Raw genomic sequence first — 17709 nt, 5'->3', positions numbered from 1 at the left:
GTATATCCATAACCCAGATAAATAAAACCCTTTGGAGACGCCCGATGGCTCACCTTTCACGCTGGACTTTGTCGCAAGTCACTGAACTATTTGAAAAACCGCTGCTGGATCTGCTGTTTGAAGCGCAACAGGTGCATCGCCAGCACTTCGATCCGCGCCAGGTGCAGGTCAGCACGCTGCTGTCGATCAAAACCGGCGCCTGCCCGGAAGACTGCAAATACTGCCCGCAGAGCGCGCGCTACAAAACCGGCCTTGAGGCCGAGCGCCTGATGGAAGTGGAGCAGGTGCTCGATTCCGCGCGCAAGGCCAAAGCAGCGGGTTCGACGCGTTTCTGCATGGGTGCTGCCTGGAAAAACCCGAACGATCGCGATATGCCGTATCTGGAGCAGATGGTGCAGGGCGTTAAAGCGCTGGGACTCGAAACCTGCATGACGCTCGGCACGCTGAGCGACGATCAGGCGCAGCGCCTCGGCGAAGCGGGCCTTGATTACTACAACCACAACCTCGATACCTCGCCGGAGTTTTACGGCAACATCATCACCACGCGCACCTATCAGGAGCGTCTCGATACGCTGGAAAAAGTGCGCGAGGCGGGCATTAAGGTCTGCTCCGGCGGCATCGTGGGGCTTGGCGAAACCGTCACAGACCGCGCCGGGCTGCTGCTGCAACTCGCTAACCTGCCGACGCCGCCGGAAAGCGTGCCGATCAACATGCTGGTGAAAGTCAAGGGCACGCCGCTTGCCGATAATGAGGATGTCGACGCGTTTGATTTTATCCGCACTATCGCGGTGGCGCGCATCATGATGCCGACGTCTTACGTGCGCCTCTCCGCTGGCCGCGAGCAGATGAACGAGCAGACCCAGGCGATGTGCTTTATGGCCGGGGCCAACTCAATTTTCTATGGCTGCAAACTGCTGACCACCCCGAACCCGGAAGAGGACAAAGATTTGCAGCTGTTCCGCAAGCTGGGTCTCAACCCGCAGCAGACGGCGGTGCTGGCGGGCGATAACGAGCAGCAGGAACGCCTGGAGCACGCGCTGCGCGACGCGGATAATCAGCAATACTACAACGCGGCGGCGGTATGACCTGGCCGGCGAGAATCGATGCAGCGCTGAGCGCGCGCGAAGCCAGCCACAGCCTGCGCCGCCGCGTCGTCTGCACGCCAGCGCCCGGCGGCGCGCTGGTGCATCAGGGCGTGCGCTACCGGAACTTTTCCGGCAACGACTATCTGGGCTTAAGCCAGCACCCGGCGCTCATCGCGGCCTGGCAACAGGGCGCACAGACGTATGGCGTAGGGAGCGGCGCGTCCGGCCACGTCAGCGGCTACAGCGACGCGCATCAGTCGCTGGAAAACGCGCTGGCGCAGTGGCTCGGCTTTGACCGCGCGCTGCTGTTTATCTCCGGCTTCGCCGCCAATCAGGCGGTGGTCGCCGCGCTGATGCAGCAGTCTGACCGCATTCTCGCCGACCGCTTAAGCCACGCCTCGCTGCTCGAAGCCGCAAGCCACAGCCCGGCGACGCTGCGCCGCTTCGCGCATAACGATTCGGGCGCGCTCGCAGCCCTGCTGGGCAAACCCTGCGACGGGCTGACGCTCGTCTTTACCGAAGGGGTGTTCAGCATGGATGGCGACAGCGCGCCGCTTGCGGATATCGCGGGCATCGCGCAGGGCGCGCAGACGCTGCTGATGGTGGATGATGCCCACGGCGTCGGCGTGCTGGGGCGCGAAGGGCGGGGCAGTTGCGATGTGGCGGGCATCCGGCCCGATCTGCTGCTGGCGACGTTTGGCAAAGCCTTCGGGCTTAGCGGCGCGGCGCTCTTGTGCAGCGCGCCGATGGCGGACTATCTGCTGCAAACCGCGCGGCATCTCATCTACAGCACCGCGATGCCCGCCGCCCAGGCCTGTGCGCTGAACGCGGCCTTATCGGTTATTCGCGAGGGCGACGACTTACGCGCGCGGCTTGCGCGCAACATTGCGCGGTTTCGTGCGGGCGCGGCGTCGCTGCCGCTGACGCTTGCCGATTCGCAGACCGCCATTCAGCCACTGATTGTCGGTGAAAACAGTGCCGCGCTGACGCTTGCGAAAAAACTGCGTGAACGCGGCTGCTGGGTGACGGCCATTCGCCCGCCGACCGTGCCTGCGGGTACGGCGCGCCTGCGCCTGACGCTCAGCGCTGCGCATCAGGATGACGACATCGACGCGCTGCTGGAGGCGTTATATGACGGTTGCCGTTGATAAACGCGCGGTGGCGGCGGCGTTTGGTCGCGCGGCGCAAACCTATGACGATTTCGCGGCGCTTCAGCGCCAGAGCGCGCAGTTGCTTGCCGAACACTGCGGCGCGCAGGGCATTAACACGGTGCTGGACGCGGGCTGCGGTACCGGCGCGGGCAGCCTCGACTGGCGCGCGCGCGGCTGCGACGTGACGGCCTTTGATTTAAGCCCGGCCATGCTGGCGCGCGCCCGCGAACGCGGCGCGGCGCACCGCTACGTGCAGGGCGATATCGAGGCGCTGCCGTTTGCCGACGGCAGCTTTGATCTCGTGTGGAGCAATCTGGCGGTGCAGTGGTGCCAGAGCCTGTCAGATGCGCTCGCCGGGATGCTGCGCGTGGCGCGCCCCGGCGGACGCGTGGCGTTCAGCACGCTGGCTCACGGCTCGCTTGGCGAGCTGCATCAGGCGTGGGCGGCGGTAGATGACCGCCCGCACGCCAACCGTTTCGTGAGCGCCGACGCGGTTCACGCTGCCGCTCCTGATACACGCATGACGCTGCGCCAGCATCCCGTGACGCTGCTCTTTGGCGATGCGCTCAGCGCCATGCAGTCGCTCAAGGGCATCGGTGCCACGCATCTGCACGCCGGGCGCGACAGCCGCACGCTCACGCGCCGCGAGCTTCGCAGGCTCGAAGACGCCTGGCCGCGTCAGGACGGGCGTTTTCCGCTGACTTATCAACTGATTTCTGGAGTAATTGAACGTGACTGAACGCTGGTTTATCACCGGAACCGACACGGAAGTGGGTAAAACTATTGCAAGCTGCGCGTTGCTTGAAGCCGCGAAAGCCGCAGGTTTTAGCACGGCAGGCTACAAGCCGGTCGCCTCCGGCAGCGATATCACGCCGCAAGGGCTTCGCAACAGCGATGCGCTGGCGCTGCAGCGACACAGCAGCGTGGCGCTGCGCTACGAGCAGGTGAACCCTCTGACGTTCGAAGAGCCCACCTCGCCGCATATCGTAAGCCAGGAGCAAGGGCTGCCGATTGACTTCACGGTGATGTCCGCTGGCCTGCGCGCGCTGGAGCCGCTCGCCGACTGGGTGCAGGTGGAAGGCGCAGGCGGCTGGTTTACGCCGCTCTCTGACGACGCGACGTTCGCCGACTGGGTGCAGCAGGAGCGCCTGCCGGTGATTTTAGTGGTCGGCGTTAAGCTTGGCTGCATCAATCACGCGCTGCTGACCGCGCAGGCGGTACAGGCCGCGGGCCTGCGTCTCGCGGGCTGGGTGGCAAATGACGTGCAGCCGCCAGGCCGCCGTCATCAGGAGTATCTCGCCACGCTTGAGCAGATGTTACCGGCCCCGATGCTCGGCGAAATTCCGTGGCTGGGGGCCGAGCCTGACGTGACGCCTGCCGCGCAGTGGATCGATCTCAGCAAACTGGCGCGCTAGGGCGCTATCCAGTGCATAAGACGCGCATCGGTTAACTGCGCCGCGCTACCGCGGGCCACGGCGCGCCCGCGGTGCAGCAGGCAGAAGCGATCCGCCACCCGGCGGATAAACGACAGATGGCGCTCCACTACTAACAGGCTCATTCCCCATTCGCGGCTAAGCCGTGTGAGCAGATCCGCAAGCCTCGGAATGAATGCCTGCCCGAGGCCGCGCGTCGGTTCATCGAGGATCAGCAGACGAGGCCGCGTCACCAGCGCCTGGGCGAGCGACAACTGCAGCGCCAGCTCCGGCTCAAGCCCCGCGGCCTGCGTGTGGCGGTTCGTCCAGAGCGTCGGGAACAGATCAAACACCGACTCCGAGCTGGCCGCATTTTCAGGCTGCGCGCGCAGCGCGATATGCAGATTTTCTTCCACCGTCAGCTGTGAAAAATAGCGCCGCTCCTGGGGCACGTAGCGGATGCCGAGCGCCGCGCGGGCGTCCGGGCCGACGCGCATTAACTCCTGCGGCGCGGCGCCAGTCTCGTGCCAGAGCATGCTGCCGCTCTTAACCGGCAGATAGCCTGCCACGCAGTTCAGCAGCGTGGTTTTTCCCATGCCCGGCGCGCCGATAACGCAGGTGCACTCGCCGGGCAGAAGATCGAGGCTGACATCCCATAGCGTGTGCTGCGTGCCGTAAAAGTGGTTAACCGCGTGCAGACTTAACATGGCGCTTCTCCTTCAGACAGGGTATCGGAATACAGCATGGGTATATGCGCTCTGACGCCCGCATATACAGTGACTTCCCCGGCCTGCCCGCGCGTCCTGCTGTCGCTTCCCGCCAATGACGGGAAGAGGGTGTAGTTCCGGTAAACGGGATACTGCAATTCTCTTGCCAGCCAGTGAAATGCCCTTCCATCGCGCCTGAAATTGAGACTAAACCTGAAAGCCTGCGTCAGGCGCAGTGGGTTATCCTGGAAAAAGCCGGGCGGCGTGCACATTTTGAGTGCTGGTCAGGGCGTGGTTTTGGTGCAGCGTTGCGCAAAAGTAAAGCAAAAATGTGTGAAAAGGATCGCGCAAAGCGCCGCGCGGAAAGCAAGGGAAATTCTTCAAAACCGGCCGGGAAAATTTTTTTCTGAGCCAGACGCGGGCACGTCGAGCCAGGCGGCGACGCGGCGCGCTTTCAGGGCTGGAAGCAGTTATCCACTATTCCTGTGGATAACCTTGTGTATTAGAGTTAGAAAACGCGCCGTAAGCGAGAGCCGATGCGGCTTGCACCCGATCTGGCGCGAAAGCCGTCTTTTCAGGAAAACACTTTAAAATTAATAGGTTAATTAAAATCAAGCACTGAAGAAAAAGTGTCATCTGCTGCAACAAAAGTATCACAGCCTCGCTTGACAAATGTTAAAGGATAAAAAATTTTGGGGATAACCGCCCTCGTATAGTGTTTTATCCGGCGCAGGGGCAAATTTACTTCATACCAGATGGTAAAAATGCGCTGTGAACAAAATCCGCTAACCTGCCACTGATTTTATATCCAGTATTTATCGCTGGCAAAAATCGCTGTGGCGAGTAAAATTAACGCTCTGTCCGCGCAAATCTTCATCAGGTGTTTCTTCATGAGCAAACCGTTCAAACTCAATTCCGCTTTCAAACCTTCCGGCGACCAGCCTGAGGCTATCCGCCGCATCAAGGAAGGGCTGGAGGACGGGCTGGCGCACCAGACGCTGCTGGGTGTGACGGGCTCGGGGAAAACGTTCACCATGGCGAACGTCATCGCCGATTTGCAGCGCCCGACGATGGTGCTGGCGCCTAACAAAACGCTGGCGGCGCAGCTCTATGGCGAGATGAAAGAGTTCTTCCCGGAAAACGCCGTGGAATATTTCGTCTCGTACTACGACTACTATCAGCCGGAAGCCTATGTGCCGAGCTCCGACACCTTTATTGAGAAGGACGCGTCGGTAAACGAGCACATTGAGCAGATGCGTCTGTCGGCCACCAAAGCGCTGCTGGAGCGACGCGATGTGGTGGTGGTGGCGTCGGTCTCCGCTATCTATGGTCTGGGCGACCCGGATCTCTACCTGAAGATGATGCTGCATCTCACCAAAGGGATGATCATCGACCAGCGTGCCATTTTGCGTCGCCTGACGGAGCTGCAATACACCCGCAACGATCAGGCGTTCCAGCGCGGCACCTTTCGCGTGCGCGGCGAGGTGATTGACATCTTCCCGGCGGAATCAGACGAGCTGGCGCTGCGCGTTGAGCTGTTCGACGAAGAGGTGGAGCGGCTGTCGCTGTTCGATCCGCTCACCGGCACCGTCGACTCCATTATCCAGCGTTTCACCGTCTACCCGAAAACGCACTACGTCACCCCGCGTGAGCGCATTGTGCAGGCGATGGAAGAGATCAAAGTAGAGCTGGCGGAGCGCCGCAAAGTGCTGCTGGAAAATAACAAACTGCTGGAAGAACAGCGCCTGACCCAGCGTACCCAGTTCGATCTCGAAATGATGAACGAGCTGGGGTATTGCTCCGGCATTGAAAACTACTCGCGCTATCTCTCTGGCCGTGGCCCTGGCGAAGCGCCGCCGACGCTGTTTGACTATCTGCCGGCGGATGGCCTGCTGGTGGTCGATGAATCACACGTCACCATTCCGCAGATCGGCGGGATGTATCGCGGCGACCGCGCGCGTAAAGAGACGCTGGTGGAATATGGTTTCCGCCTGCCGTCGGCGCTGGATAACCGCCCGCTGAAGTTTGAAGAGTTCGAGGCGCTGGCTCCGCAGACGGTGTATGTCTCGGCGACCCCCGGCAACTACGAGCTGGAAAAATCGGGCGGCGAGATTATCGACCAGGTGGTGCGCCCGACCGGTCTGCTCGATCCGATTATCGAAGTGCGCCCGGTGGCGACCCAGGTGGACGATTTGCTGTCGGAAATCCGCAAGCGCGTCGCCATCAACGAGCGCGTGCTGGTGACGACGCTCACCAAGCGTATGGCGGAAGATTTAACCGAGTATCTGGAAGAGCACGGCGAGAAAGTGCGCTATCTGCACTCGGATATCGACACCGTGGAGCGTATGGAGATTATCCGCGATCTGCGTCTTGGCGAGTTCGATGTGCTGGTGGGTATCAACCTGCTCCGTGAGGGGCTGGACATGCCGGAAGTGTCGCTGGTGGCTATTCTCGACGCTGACAAAGAGGGCTTCCTGCGCTCCGAACGTTCGCTTATCCAGACGATTGGCCGCGCGGCGCGTAACGTGAACGGTAAAGCGATTCTCTACGGCGATAAAATCACGCCGTCGATGGCGAAGGCGATTGGCGAAACCGAACGCCGTCGTGAGAAACAGCAGGCGTATAACGAAGAACACGGCATTGTGCCGCAGGGGCTTAACAAGAAAGTGGTCGATATTCTGGCGCTTGGCGAGAATATTGCGAAAACCAAGCCGAAAGGACGCGGAAAAGGGCGCACCGTGGCAGATGCCGAAGCCGCTGAACTGGCGCTGACGCCGAAAGCGTTGCAGCAGAAAATTCATCAGCTTGAGGCGCAGATGGTGCAACACGCGCAGAACCTGGAGTTTGAAGAGGCGGCGCAGTTGCGCGATAAGCTTCATCAGTTGCGCGAGCTGTTTATCGCCGCGTCGTAAGTTCTTCTGGTTGTGACGGGTTTTGTGGTGAAGCCGTAGTGTGATTTTCTGTGGTTTGGTTTGGTTTGGTTTGGTGGGTGCGCTTCGCTTACCCACCCTACATTCCCCATTAACGCCTGCTCCGTGGGCCGTGTGGTGGGTGCGCTTCGCTTACCCACCCTACATTCCATCAACGTCCGCTCCGTGGGCTGTGTGGTGGGTGCGCTGCGCTTACCCACCCTACATATCATCAAAGCCCATTGCGGGAGCCGTAGGGCGGGTAAGCGAAGCGCACCCGCCGTAACCGTCACCCTCGCACCCGCCGTAACCCCATTGCACCCATAGCCCTTACCCCAGCGCCTGAATCGCCTTTTCCAGCGCTGCGCGCAACAGGTGGCGGTCGTGGCGGTAAGGAATATCACTCGCTTCCAGCGGCTCCTGAATCACGATTCTGTCCTGCGCGCCGCTCACGTCCACCTTCGGGCCAACGACCACGGCATCCACCACGCGTTTACCAATATGCGCTTCCATCAGCGCCAGCTTCTCTTCAAGCCTGAGCGCAGCAGCGGCCGGGCTTAACTCGCGGCCTAAATTGCCGATGTAAACCATCGGCGCAGGCGTGCGGCGCAGCGCTTTGGCGAGATCGTCAAGCAGCAGCAGCGGCATCAGGCTGGTATAAAAACTGCCGGGGCCAATCACGATTAAATCGGCTTCGGCAATCGCTTCAACGGCCTCGCGCGTCGCCTGCACGGCAGGGTAGAGCATCAGCTCTTTCGGCGGATGGCTCAGCAAATCGATATTTACTTCGCCATACACTTCGTTATCGTCGCGATCGATAGCCATCAGATCGACCGGTTGCTCAGACATCGGGATCAGGAACGCGTCCACTTTAAGCAGATTACGAATAAGATTGATCGCCTCTAAAGGCCGCACGCTCAGGTGATCCAGCGCCTTTAACATGAGATTTCCGAGGTTATGCCCCGAAAGTTCCCCATTACCCCCAAAACGGTACTCAAACATCGCCGACGCGACGCTCGGTTCAGTAATTAACTGGTTAAGACAGTTGCGCATATCGCCCCAGGCGATGCCGCCTTCCGAGCGACGAATACGGCCCGTCGAGCCGCCGTTATCGGTCGTCGTGACAATGCCTGTGAGGCGCGAACCCAGAGAAGAGAGCGAGGACATAACGCGTCCTAAACCGTGACCGCCGCCGAGCGCCACCACCCGGTCGAGATCCGCAAACGTGCGATTGCGCATACCTAATCCTTATTATTTAAAACTCGCCTACGTTAGCTGAAAAGCGCGAGAAAAACGATCTGCTGGCGCTGAAAATGACACACATCAAAGTGAAACCGTGGTTTTTACGTATTCTGGTGCCCGTTACGCGAAAAATGCCGTTATGTATCAATTTATACAGCGAAATCGCGCATGGCGAAAACCGCGATAACGCGCTACTATCGCCGCTGGCAGGTTTAATAACCTGAAAATGACACTCAAGCCTTTGCGCCTACGTTTTGAACAAAATAGGGCGCTCTGGCCGTGGCGAAACGCCACCAGGGTGCAGGAAGAAATGACTGCATCTCCCGATTTGGAAAGGTGTACATGGCTTCTCAACTTACCGATGCGTTTGCGCGTAAGTTCTATTACTTGCGCCTGTCAGTGACTGACGTCTGCAACTTTCGTTGCACCTATTGCCTGCCGGATGGCTACAAGCCCGCAGGCGTCACCAACAAAGGTTTCCTCTCGCTCGACGAAATTCGTCGCGTGACGCGCGCGTTCGCGAATCTCGGCACGGAAAAAGTGCGCCTGACCGGCGGCGAACCCTCGCTGCGCCGCGATTTTTGCGACATCATCGCCGCCGTGCGTGAAAACCCCTCTATTCGCCAGATTGCGGTGACAACCAACGGCTATCGCCTGGCGCGCGATGTCGCCCAGTGGCGCGAGGCCGGGCTGACGGCGGTGAATGTCAGTGTCGACAGTCTCGACGCCCGCCAGTTTCACGCGATCACCGGCCAGGACAAATTCCGCCAGGTGATGGCGGGCATCGACGCCGCCTTTGACGCGGGCTTTGAAAAAGTGAAGGTTAACACCGTGCTGATGCGCGACGTGAACCATCACCAGCTCGACACCTTCCTCAACTGGATCCAGTCCCGCCCCATCCAGCTACGCTTTATTGAACTGATGGAAACCGGCGAGGGGAGCGATCTCTTTCGCAAGCACCATATTTCTGGCGCGACGATCCGCGACGAACTGCTTAAGCGCGGCTGGATCCATCAGTTGCGCAGCCGCGCCGACGGCCCGGCGCAGGTCTTCTGCCACCCCGATTATCAGGGCGAAATCGGCCTTATCATGCCGTATGAGAAAGATTTCTGCGCGAGCTGCAACCGCCTGCGCGTGTCGTCGGTCGGTAAGCTGCACCTGTGCCTGTTTGGCGATGGCGGCGTGGATCTTCGCGATCTGCTGGCCGAAGAGGGGCAGCAGGCGGCGCTGATGGCGCGTATCGAAACGGCGTTGCTCGGCAAAAAGCAGACGCATTTCCTGCATCAGGGCAACACCGGCATCACCCAGAATCTGTCCTATATCGGCGGCTGACGCCGCGTACAAGGAGTCACTATGAGTCAGGTTAGCGCAGAGTTTGTGCCGGCGCGCGTCGCCATTCTTACGGTGTCCAGCCGTCGCGGGGAAGAGGACGATACCTCCGGCCATTTTTTGAGAGACGCCGCTCACGAAGCGGGCCATCAGGTCGTGGATAAAGCTATCGTCAAAGAGAACCGTTACGCCATTCGCGCGGAAGTCTCCCGCTGGATTGCGAGCGACGACGTACAGGTGGTGTTGATTAACGGCGGTACCGGTTTTACCGCGGGCGATCAGGTGCCGGAGGCGCTACAGCCGCTGTTCGATCGCGAAATCGCGGGCTTTGGCGAAATGTTCCGTATGCTCTCGTTTGAAGAGATTGGCACCGCGATGATGCAGTCGCGCGCGGTGGCGGGGATGGCCAACGACACCCTGATTTTCGCAATGCCGGGCTCGACGCGCGCCTGCCGCACCGCCTGGGAAAACATCATTGCGCCGCAGCTCGACGCCCGCACGCGCCCCTGTAATTTTCATCCCCATCTGAAGAAATAAGTTATGTCGCAACTGACCCACATCAACGCCGCGGGCGAAGCCCATATGGTGGATGTCTCCGGTAAAGCGGAGACGGTGCGCGAGGCGCGCGCCGAAGCGTTTGTTGAAATGCGCCCCGAGACGCTGTCGATGATCGTAAGCGGCAGCCATCATAAAGGCGACGTGTTCGCCACGGCGCGCATCGCCGGTATTCAGGCCGCCAAACGCACCTGGGAGCTGATCCCGCTCTGTCATCCGCTGCTGCTGAGCAAAGTCGAAGTGCAGCTTTTCGCCGACGAAGCGCGAAGCCGCGTGCGGATTGAATCGCTGTGCCGTCTCACCGGTAAAACCGGCGTCGAGATGGAAGCGCTCACGGCGGCGTCGGTGGCAGCGCTCACGATTTACGACATGTGCAAAGCGGTGCAGAAAGATATGGTCATTGGCCCGGTGCGGCTGCTTGCGAAGAGCGGCGGCAAGTCGGGCGATTTTCAGGTGGATGCTCATGATTAACGTGCTTTTCTTTGCGCAGGTGCGCGAGCTTATCGGCGTGGACGCCGAACGGGTAGCGGCGGAGTTTGCGACCGTTGAGGCGCTGCGTGAACATTTTGCAGCGCGTGGTGGCCGTTACGCGCTGGCGCTGGAGTCGGGCAAGCTGCTGGCGGCGGTTAACCAGACGCTGGTGCCGTTTGACCATCCGATCGCCGATGGCGATGAAGTGGCCTTTTTCCCGCCGGTGACCGGAGGCTGAAATGAGTGAAACCCGCATCCGCGTCGGCCATGAAAATTTCAGCGTCGGCGATGAGTACCAGTGGCTGGCGCAGTGTGATGAAGACGGCGCGGTCGTCACCTTTACCGGCAAAGTGCGCAACCATAATCTCGGCGATACCGTAAGCGCGCTGACGCTTGAGCACTATCCGGGCATGACGGAAAAAGCGCTGGCGGAGATCGTCGCCGAGGCGCGTGAACGCTGGCCGCTGCAACGCGTGTCAGTTATCCACCGCGTGGGCGAGCTGTGGCCGGGCGATGAAATCGTTTTTGTCGGCGTGACCGGAGCGCACCGCAGCCAGGCGTTTGACGCGGCGCAGTTTATTATGGATTACCTGAAAACCCGCGCGCCGTTCTGGAAGCGCGAGGCCACGCCGGAAGGCGACCGCTGGGTGGAAGCGCGCGACAGCGATCAGGCGGCGGCGAAGCGCTGGTAATGACATCACAGGAAATTTGTTCCAGGATTAACAGCGGGGAGGCGCATGTTAGCTGCGCCTCGACAGAAGTTAACTGACTGAATGAGGCAGCGTCATGGATCGATTCCCACGCTCAAATGAAAGCATTGTGCAGCCGCGCGCCGGGCTGCAAACGTTTATGGCTCAGGTGTATGGCTGGATGACCTGCGGTCTGTTGCTGACCGCCTTTGTCGCCTGGTATTCGGCCAATAACGAAAACCTGATGATGTATATCTTCTCCAGCCGGTTTGTGTTCTTCGGGCTTATCATCGCCCAGCTCGCGCTGGTGTTTGTTCTCTCAGGGCTTGTGCATAAGCTCAGCCCGGCGGTCGCCACCGCGCTCTTTATGCTCTATTCGGCGCTGACGGGGCTTACGCTCTCATCTATTTTTCTGGTCTATACCTACGCGTCCATCGCCAGCACGTTTGTGGTGACGGCGGGGATGTTCGGCGTGATGAGCCTGTATGGCTATACGACCAAACGCGATCTCAGCGGCTGGGGCAATATCCTGTTTATGGCGCTGATTGGGCTGATTATCGCGTCACTGGTGAACTTCTGGCTGAAAAGCACTGCGCTGATGTGGGCGGTGACGTATATCGGCGTTATCGTGTTTGTGGGCCTGACGGCGTATGACACGCAGAAGCTGAAAGCGCTGGGCGAGCAGATTGATGTGAACGACCACGGAAACCTGCGCAAATATTCGATTCTCGGCGCGCTGACGCTGTATCTCGATTTCATCAACCTGTTCCTGATGCTGCTGCGGATTTTCGGCAACCGCCGCTAACCGGATTTGAAACAATAAAAACCCTCTGCGGAGGGTTTTTTTATGGGCGGGGGGCACGGCGGGTGCGCTTTGCTTACCCGCCCTACACTCAAAGTTAGCGTTAAGATGATGGTTTTGCTCCGGCTTAAAAAAATCGGCCGCGCCGTTTCGCCGCAGGCCGGGACGCACCGGAGGGACCCGGTGCGAGGGCATGACAATACGGGGATGTATTGTCATGCCCGACCCGTGGCCGAAGGGAATAAGGCGAGGCTTACCCGAAGGGACGATTTTCTGCCGGGAGCCGGGATTGCAAAGGGGGCGGCGGCGAGCCCCCTTTGCACGTTCATGTGAGAGAAATACACATAGGGAGATGACGTAATGGCGAACGGAACGATTTCACCGTCTCTCACATATTTACCTCGCACCTGCCCCCTGGAGGAAAATAAAACTTTATGCTACGTCTGCCATAAAAGGCGGGTGCGCTGCGCTTACCCGCCCTACGGTGATGAGGCTAATGTCCGGTTTTGCATGGCGGGTGCGCTGGCGCTTACCCGCCTTACAGTGATGAGGCTGATGTTGGTTTTGTATGGCGGGTGCGCTGCGCTTACCCGCCCTGCGAAAATGCGTGATGTTTGATGTTGTAGGGTGGGTAAGCGCAGCGCACCCACCAGCTCCGACAAACCCACCATTACCCACAAACCCACCAGCACCTAAAAACCCATCACTTCTCCTTCGCGAGACTGAGCGAAGGCTCTCCATCCTCCTCACGCACGCTATCACCGCCCTGTGCCTTCGCGAGCTTTTGCTCGTTTTTGGCGCGCAGCTTCTTCGCGCGGCTCTCAAGCACCAGATAGATAACGATAGCCAGCAGCAGCGGAGCGAAGAAATAGAGCATACGGTAGGCGAGCAGCGCCGCGATAATCGCGCCATGGCTCACATGCTCGCCGCCAAGCAGTGCGATAAACACCGCCTCCAGCACGCCGATGCCCGCCGGAATATGAATAATCACCCCGGCGATACTGCTCACCAGCAGCACGCCCAGCACGAAGAAATAGTTAATTTCCTGGCCCAGCAACAGCCAGATAATCGCGCCCATCGCCATCCAGTTGGCGCTGGAAATCACCATCTGCGCGATAGCAAACTTCCATGACGGCAACACCAGCTTCTGGCCTTTGATCGTCACATGGCGGCGCTTCGCGAACGCGCAAAACCACATATAGACCGCGATCACGGCGAGCAGCGCGATGCCGATAATGCGCAGCGTCATCTCGTCGATATACCAGTGCGCAGGCAGCTTCACCACGCCAAAGGTGAAAATCACGCCGCCGAGCAGGATATAACCGAGCCAGTTGGTCGTAATACTCAGCGAGAAAATGCGCGTGATGGTGCTCCCCGGCAGCCCCAGGCGTGAGTAAAGCCGGTAGCGCATCCCCACGCCGCCCACCCAGGTGCTGAGCGTCAGGTTAAACGCGTAGCAGACGAACGAGACCAGCATCACCTGCCGTTTGGCAAGCTTATGCCCGCAATAGGCGCGGCCCAGCAAATCGTAGCAGCCGTAAAGCAGATAACTGACAATCACCAGCGCCACCGAAATAAGCAGGGCGGTGCGGTCGTAATTCTTAATGACCTTCCACACTTCTTCCCAGTCGACTTTTTGCGCATACATCACAATCAGCACGACGACGGCGATAAAGAACACCCACGTGAGGATTTTCTTCGCGATGCGCCACTTCGGATGCGATTTCGCCATTACGGTTTCACTCCCGGATTTTCAGTCTCCACCCGGTCCTGGGTTTCGATTTCAGGTTGTACCGGCGGCGGCACCTGCGCGAGCTTCGGCGTATGCGCGGGCAGCCAGCCCACCATCGCCGGGAAGTGGCGCAGGAAGTGGAACACGATGACGCTCTTGGCAAGATTCCACCAGGTGCGCTTTGGCATCATGCTCTCATCCACCTGTTTACAGTCTTCGCGGATCAGACGCGTCAGGTTATCGCGCAGGGTCTGGTTAAACTGCGTGTCGTGAATAATCAGATTCGCCTCCAGATTGAGCGACAGGCTCAGCGGGTCGAGGTTGCTGGAGCCCACCGTCGCCCAGTGATCGTCCATCAGCGCCACCTTGCCATGCAGCGGACGGCGCAGATACTCGTAGACTTCGACGCCGCCCTTCACCAGATAGTTATAAAGCAGGCGCGCCCCTACCTTAACGATAGGCATATCCGGCTCACCCTGCACAATCAGCTTCACTTTCACGCCGCGGCGGGCGGCGTTGCGCATCGCGTGCAGCAGGCGGTAACCAGGGAAGAAATAGGCGTTGGCGATAATCACCTCTTTTTTGGCGTTCGCCAGCATCTTGAGGTAATGCCGTTCGATATCGTCGCGGTGATCGTTATTGTCACGCCACACAAACAGCGCCTGCGCCTCGCCCGGCGTGGTGTTCTCCACCGCCTGCTGATAGTGACGCTGCCACCAGCGGCTGACGCGCTCTTCGCCAAGATTGCTGAGCACAAAATGGTAGATATCCTGCACCACTGGCCCTTCGACGCGCACCGCGTAATCCTGTTTCGCCTCCGGGCCGTAATCGCTCATATGCTCGGCGGAGTAGTTAATGCCGCCGACAAACGCCACTTCGCCATCAATCACCACGATTTTACGATGCATACGGCGGAACACATTGGTGCGCATGCCCATCGTGCGCGGGCGCGGATCGTAATAACGGAACATTACGCCCGCCGAGGTCAGCGTGCCGACAAACTCGTCACTGAGATCGGGCGAGCCGTAGCCGTCCAGCAGCACTTCAATGCTGACGCCGCGCCGGGCGGCATTCAGGATGACGTCATGCAACTGGCGGCCCACGTTATCGTCGAACCAGATAAAAGTTTCGAGAATGACTTTACTGCGCGCCTTATCGATGGCGTCAAACACGGCGGGATAAAACTCGTCGCCGTTCTCTAACAGCTCAATATGGTTTCCGTCACGCCAGGTCGTTTTCATAGATGGATCTCCACTGCCAGCGGGGCATGGTCGGAAAGATGGCGCCAGTTACGCAGCGGCAGCGCGGTCGGCGCGCTCGCCGAGGCGTTTTTCACATAGATTCGGTCAAGGCGCAGCAATGGGAAGCTCACCGGAAACGTGCGCGCCGGGCGGCCGTGGGCGCGGGTAAACACCTCATCAAGCCCGGCCTTGTTACGCAGAATACGGTTCGCCTGCTGACGCCAGTCGTTAAAATCGCCCGCCACGACCACCGGCTCGCCTTCCGGCAGGCTGTTGACCAGTTCGGCCAGCATCGTGAGCTGCGCCTGGCGATGCGCCTCTTTCAGCCCCAGATGAACGCAAATCACATGAATCGCTTTCGGAAAGCCGGGCGGGGTAATACGGCAGTGCAGCACGCCGCGCTTTTCGGTGCCGGGCACCGAAACGTCGCGGTTTTCGTAATGTTCAATCGGGTAGCGCGACAGCACGGCGTTGCCGTGATGACCTTCCGGGTAAACGGCGTTGCGCCCGTAGGCGTAGTCGCTCCACATGGTATCGGCCAGAAATTCGTAATGCGTGGTGTCCGGCCAGTTCTCCACATGCAGCGGGTGGACTTCGTGCGCGCCCATCACTTCCTGCAGGCAGACAATATCCGCCGACACCGTACGCACCGCGTCGCGCAGTTCCGGCAAAATAAAGCGTCGGTTAAAAGCGGTAAAACCTTTGTGGGTATTAATCGTTAAAACGTTAAATGAAAATCGCTGTGTGTTATCTGCCATGTTTCCCCAGCCACTTCTTATTCTCCTGATGTGTTTAAAGTGTAGTCCCAGTCACAAAAAGCGGCGGGGATACGGAATTTTCCGTAAACTGCGGTACTCTGAAGAATGCGTTGAAAATTCCACAGGAGTGCGGCCATGAAGTGGCAACAATATATTCGCGTGGTGACGGGCCTGAGCTGCTGGCAGATTATGCTGCATCTGGCGGTTGTGGCCCTGCTGGTGATGGGCTGGATGAGCGGGTCGCTGGTGAAAGTCGGCCTGGTATTATGCGCGCTTTATGCGCTTACCGTGGTGCTGATGCTGGCGTTCCAGCGCCACCACGACGGTCTCTGGCGCGAGGTGGGGGATTTCCTCGAAGAGCTGACCACCACCTGGTATTTTGGCGCGGCGCTGATTGCGCTCTGGCTGCTCTCCCGCGTCCTGCATAACAACCTGCTGCTGGCGCTCGCGGGTGTGGTGATCCTGGCCGGGCCGGCGCTGCTTTCACTGCTCGCCAAAGAGCGCAAGCGCGATTCAGCCAATTTTTCGTCGAAACATGGCATACGCCGCTAACCCTGTCGTGGCCGTAATCACTATTAGCGGCCACACGCTATGCCAGATGATATCGAGACTGGCATCCTTGAGATAAATCGCCTTCGTAATATCGGTAAAGTGCCGGATCGGGTTAATCCACGTCAGGTTTTGCAGCCAGACCGGCATATTCTCCACCGGCGAGACATAGCCCGAGAGTAAAATCGCGGGCATCATAAAGACAAACACCCCGATAAACGCCTGCTGCTGGGTCGAGCAGAGCGCCGAAATCAAAAGCCCGAATCCCACCAGCGACAGCCCGTAAATCACCATCGTGAAATAAAAGAGCACAAGCGACCCGGCGAACGGGATCTGATAGCCCCAGATACCAATCGCCAGCACGATTGTCGCCTGGAAAGTGGCGACAATCAGCGCCGGCACCGCTTTACCGATGAAAATCTGCCAGGTGGCAAGCGGTGAGACTAACAGCTGATCGAGCGTGCCCTGTTCGCGCTCGCGGGCCACCGAAAGTGACGTCACAATCATCACGCCGATAGTGGTAATCATCGCAATCAGCGACGGCACCACAAACCATTTGTAGTCAAGATTCGGGTTATACCAGTTACGCACAATCAGCTCGCTGTTGTTGGGCTTCGCGCGGCCTGCGAGTAGCTCCTGCTGATAATCTTTGACGATCTGCTGAAGGTAATTAGCCGCGATTTGCGCGCTGTTGGAGTTGCGCCCGTCGAGCAGAATTTGCAGCGGTGCGGGTTCGCCGCGCGCCAGCTTGCGGGAGAAATCGGGTGGAAAGTTGATCGCCAGCAACGCCTTCTGCGCATCAATCGTGGGGCGGATCGCCTGTTCGCTGTTAAGCAACGTCACGTGACTAAATGCGCTGGCGCGGGCGAAGCGCTGGGTCAACTCCACCGCGTGCGCGCCCTTATCCTGGTTATAGATGGCGATGGTGGCGTTGGTCACCTCAAGCGTCGCCGCGAACGGAAACAGCAACACCTGCAAGACGACAGGCAGGATCAGAATCGCGCGCGTCTGCGGCTCGCGCAGCAGCGACTGCAACTCTTTGCGGATAAGCGTCCATAAGCGGTGCCACATAGCGTC

At 59.4% G+C, this 17709-nt stretch carries 19 protein-coding genes and 1 riboswitch; of the genes, 13 read left to right on the top strand and 6 right to left on the bottom strand.

Features of this window, described 5'->3' with window-relative positions; genetic code table 11:
• Positions 1–44: 44 nt before the first annotated feature.
• From bioB to bioD, 4 genes are read left to right on the top strand one after another with little or no spacing between them, the layout of a single operon-like run.
• Complete coding sequence (bioB, locus tag CSK29544_RS19015) at positions 45–1085, top strand: biotin synthase BioB (protein WP_004385710.1); 1041 nt, start codon at positions 45–47, stop codon at positions 1083–1085.
• A complete protein-coding gene (bioF, locus tag CSK29544_RS19010) occupies positions 1082–2233 on the top strand; it encodes an 8-amino-7-oxononanoate synthase (RefSeq protein WP_029038900.1) in 1152 nt (383 codons plus the stop codon). The genes bioB and bioF overlap by 4 nt, the downstream gene beginning before the upstream one ends.
• Positions 2217–2975 (top strand): malonyl-ACP O-methyltransferase BioC, encoded by a 759-nt coding sequence (gene bioC, locus CSK29544_RS19005; protein WP_007896455.1) that lies wholly within the window; start codon positions 2217–2219, stop codon positions 2973–2975. The genes bioF and bioC overlap by 17 nt, the downstream gene beginning before the upstream one ends.
• The gene (gene bioD / locus CSK29544_RS19000) at positions 2968–3651 is read left to right on the top strand and encodes a dethiobiotin synthase (protein ID WP_007896453.1); all 684 of its coding nucleotides are present in this window, start codon (positions 2968–2970) and stop codon (positions 3649–3651) included. The genes bioC and bioD overlap by 8 nt, the downstream gene beginning before the upstream one ends.
• On the opposite strand, the gene CSK29544_RS18995 is transcribed toward bioD, so the two are convergent.
• The gene (locus CSK29544_RS18995) at positions 3648–4355 is read right to left on the bottom strand and encodes an ABC transporter ATP-binding protein (protein ID WP_007896452.1); all 708 of its coding nucleotides are present in this window, start codon (positions 4353–4355) and stop codon (positions 3648–3650) included. The two genes, bioD and CSK29544_RS18995, sit on opposite strands and share 4 nt — an antisense overlap.
• Positions 4356–4528: 173 nt before the next feature.
• On the opposite strand from CSK29544_RS18995, the gene CSK29544_RS18990 reads away from it, so the two are divergent.
• The gene (locus tag CSK29544_RS18990) at positions 4529–4765 is read left to right on the top strand and encodes a hypothetical protein (protein ID WP_007848473.1); all 237 of its coding nucleotides are present in this window, start codon (positions 4529–4531) and stop codon (positions 4763–4765) included.
• A 480-nt stretch (positions 4766–5245) separates the two neighbouring features.
• A complete protein-coding gene (uvrB, locus tag CSK29544_RS18985; protein ID WP_004386467.1) occupies positions 5246–7267 on the top strand; it encodes an excinuclease ABC subunit UvrB in 2022 nt (673 codons plus the stop codon).
• Between the two features lie 327 nt (positions 7268–7594).
• Here the strand turns inward: uvrB and yvcK are convergent, their stop codons facing one another.
• Positions 7595–8503 (bottom strand): uridine diphosphate-N-acetylglucosamine-binding protein YvcK, encoded by a 909-nt coding sequence (gene yvcK, locus CSK29544_RS18980; protein WP_007848476.1) that lies wholly within the window; start codon positions 8501–8503, stop codon positions 7595–7597.
• 221 nt (positions 8504–8724) lie between these two features.
• Positions 8725–8861, top strand: a riboswitch (molybdenum cofactor riboswitch).
• Here yvcK and moaA point away from each other — a divergent pair.
• From moaA to CSK29544_RS18950, 6 genes are all read left to right on the top strand, one after another.
• Entirely contained in the window at positions 8849–9838 is a 990-nt protein-coding gene (moaA, locus tag CSK29544_RS18975) for a GTP 3',8-cyclase MoaA (protein ID WP_004387506.1), read from the top strand. Its footprint overlaps the riboswitch before it by 13 nt.
• A 21-nt stretch (positions 9839–9859) precedes the next feature.
• The gene (gene moaB / locus CSK29544_RS18970; RefSeq protein WP_004387505.1) at positions 9860–10372 is read left to right on the top strand and encodes a molybdenum cofactor biosynthesis protein B; all 513 of its coding nucleotides are present in this window, start codon (positions 9860–9862) and stop codon (positions 10370–10372) included.
• Between the two features lie 3 nt (positions 10373–10375).
• On the top strand, positions 10376–10861 hold the full coding sequence (gene moaC / locus CSK29544_RS18965; RefSeq protein ID WP_004387504.1) for a cyclic pyranopterin monophosphate synthase MoaC: 486 nt from the start codon (positions 10376–10378) through the stop codon (positions 10859–10861).
• A complete protein-coding gene (gene moaD / locus CSK29544_RS18960; RefSeq protein ID WP_004387503.1) occupies positions 10854–11099 on the top strand; it encodes a molybdopterin synthase sulfur carrier subunit in 246 nt (81 codons plus the stop codon). The genes moaC and moaD overlap by 8 nt, the downstream gene beginning before the upstream one ends.
• Position 11100: 1 nt before the next feature.
• Positions 11101–11553, top strand: coding sequence for a molybdopterin synthase catalytic subunit MoaE (moaE, locus tag CSK29544_RS18955; RefSeq protein ID WP_007896449.1), 453 nt, complete (start codon positions 11101–11103; stop codon positions 11551–11553).
• Between the two features lie 94 nt (positions 11554–11647).
• Positions 11648–12355: a Bax inhibitor-1/YccA family protein gene (locus CSK29544_RS18950; protein ID WP_004387501.1), complete on the top strand. Its 708-nt coding sequence runs from the start codon at positions 11648–11650 to the stop codon at positions 12353–12355.
• Between the two features lie 700 nt (positions 12356–13055).
• Here CSK29544_RS18950 and CSK29544_RS18940 read toward each other — a convergent pair.
• Genes CSK29544_RS18940 through CSK29544_RS18930 form a run of 3 tightly spaced genes read right to left on the bottom strand, consistent with a single transcriptional unit; the run spans position 13056 to position 16083 of the window.
• The gene (locus CSK29544_RS18940) at positions 13056–14084 is read right to left on the bottom strand and encodes a lysylphosphatidylglycerol synthase transmembrane domain-containing protein (protein ID WP_029038902.1); all 1029 of its coding nucleotides are present in this window, start codon (positions 14082–14084) and stop codon (positions 13056–13058) included.
• Positions 14084–15325, bottom strand: a complete 1242-nt coding sequence (clsB, locus tag CSK29544_RS18935; protein WP_029038903.1) for a cardiolipin synthase ClsB — start codon at positions 15323–15325, stop codon at positions 14084–14086. The genes CSK29544_RS18940 and clsB overlap by 1 nt, the downstream gene beginning before the upstream one ends.
• Positions 15322–16083: an endonuclease/exonuclease/phosphatase family protein gene (locus CSK29544_RS18930; RefSeq protein ID WP_007901986.1), complete on the bottom strand. Its 762-nt coding sequence runs from the start codon at positions 16081–16083 to the stop codon at positions 15322–15324. The genes clsB and CSK29544_RS18930 overlap by 4 nt, the downstream gene beginning before the upstream one ends.
• 135 nt (positions 16084–16218) lie before the next feature.
• Here CSK29544_RS18930 and CSK29544_RS18925 point away from each other — a divergent pair, with 135 nt between their 5' ends.
• A complete protein-coding gene (locus tag CSK29544_RS18925) occupies positions 16219–16635 on the top strand; it encodes a YbhQ family protein (protein ID WP_004387496.1) in 417 nt (138 codons plus the stop codon).
• On the opposite strand, the gene CSK29544_RS18920 is transcribed toward CSK29544_RS18925, so the two are convergent.
• Positions 16597–17703, bottom strand: a complete 1107-nt coding sequence (locus CSK29544_RS18920) for an ABC transporter permease (protein ID WP_007901988.1) — start codon at positions 17701–17703, stop codon at positions 16597–16599. The genes CSK29544_RS18925 and CSK29544_RS18920 overlap by 39 nt on opposite strands.
• Between the last annotated feature and the right edge of the window lie 6 nt (positions 17704–17709).

The sequence above is a fragment of the Cronobacter sakazakii genome (assembly GCF_000982825.1).
GTDB lineage: Bacteria > Pseudomonadota > Gammaproteobacteria > Enterobacterales > Enterobacteriaceae > Cronobacter > Cronobacter sakazakii.
The sequence above is the reverse complement of the archived record's forward strand: the minus strand, read 5'-3'. Positions and strand labels throughout refer to the sequence as shown.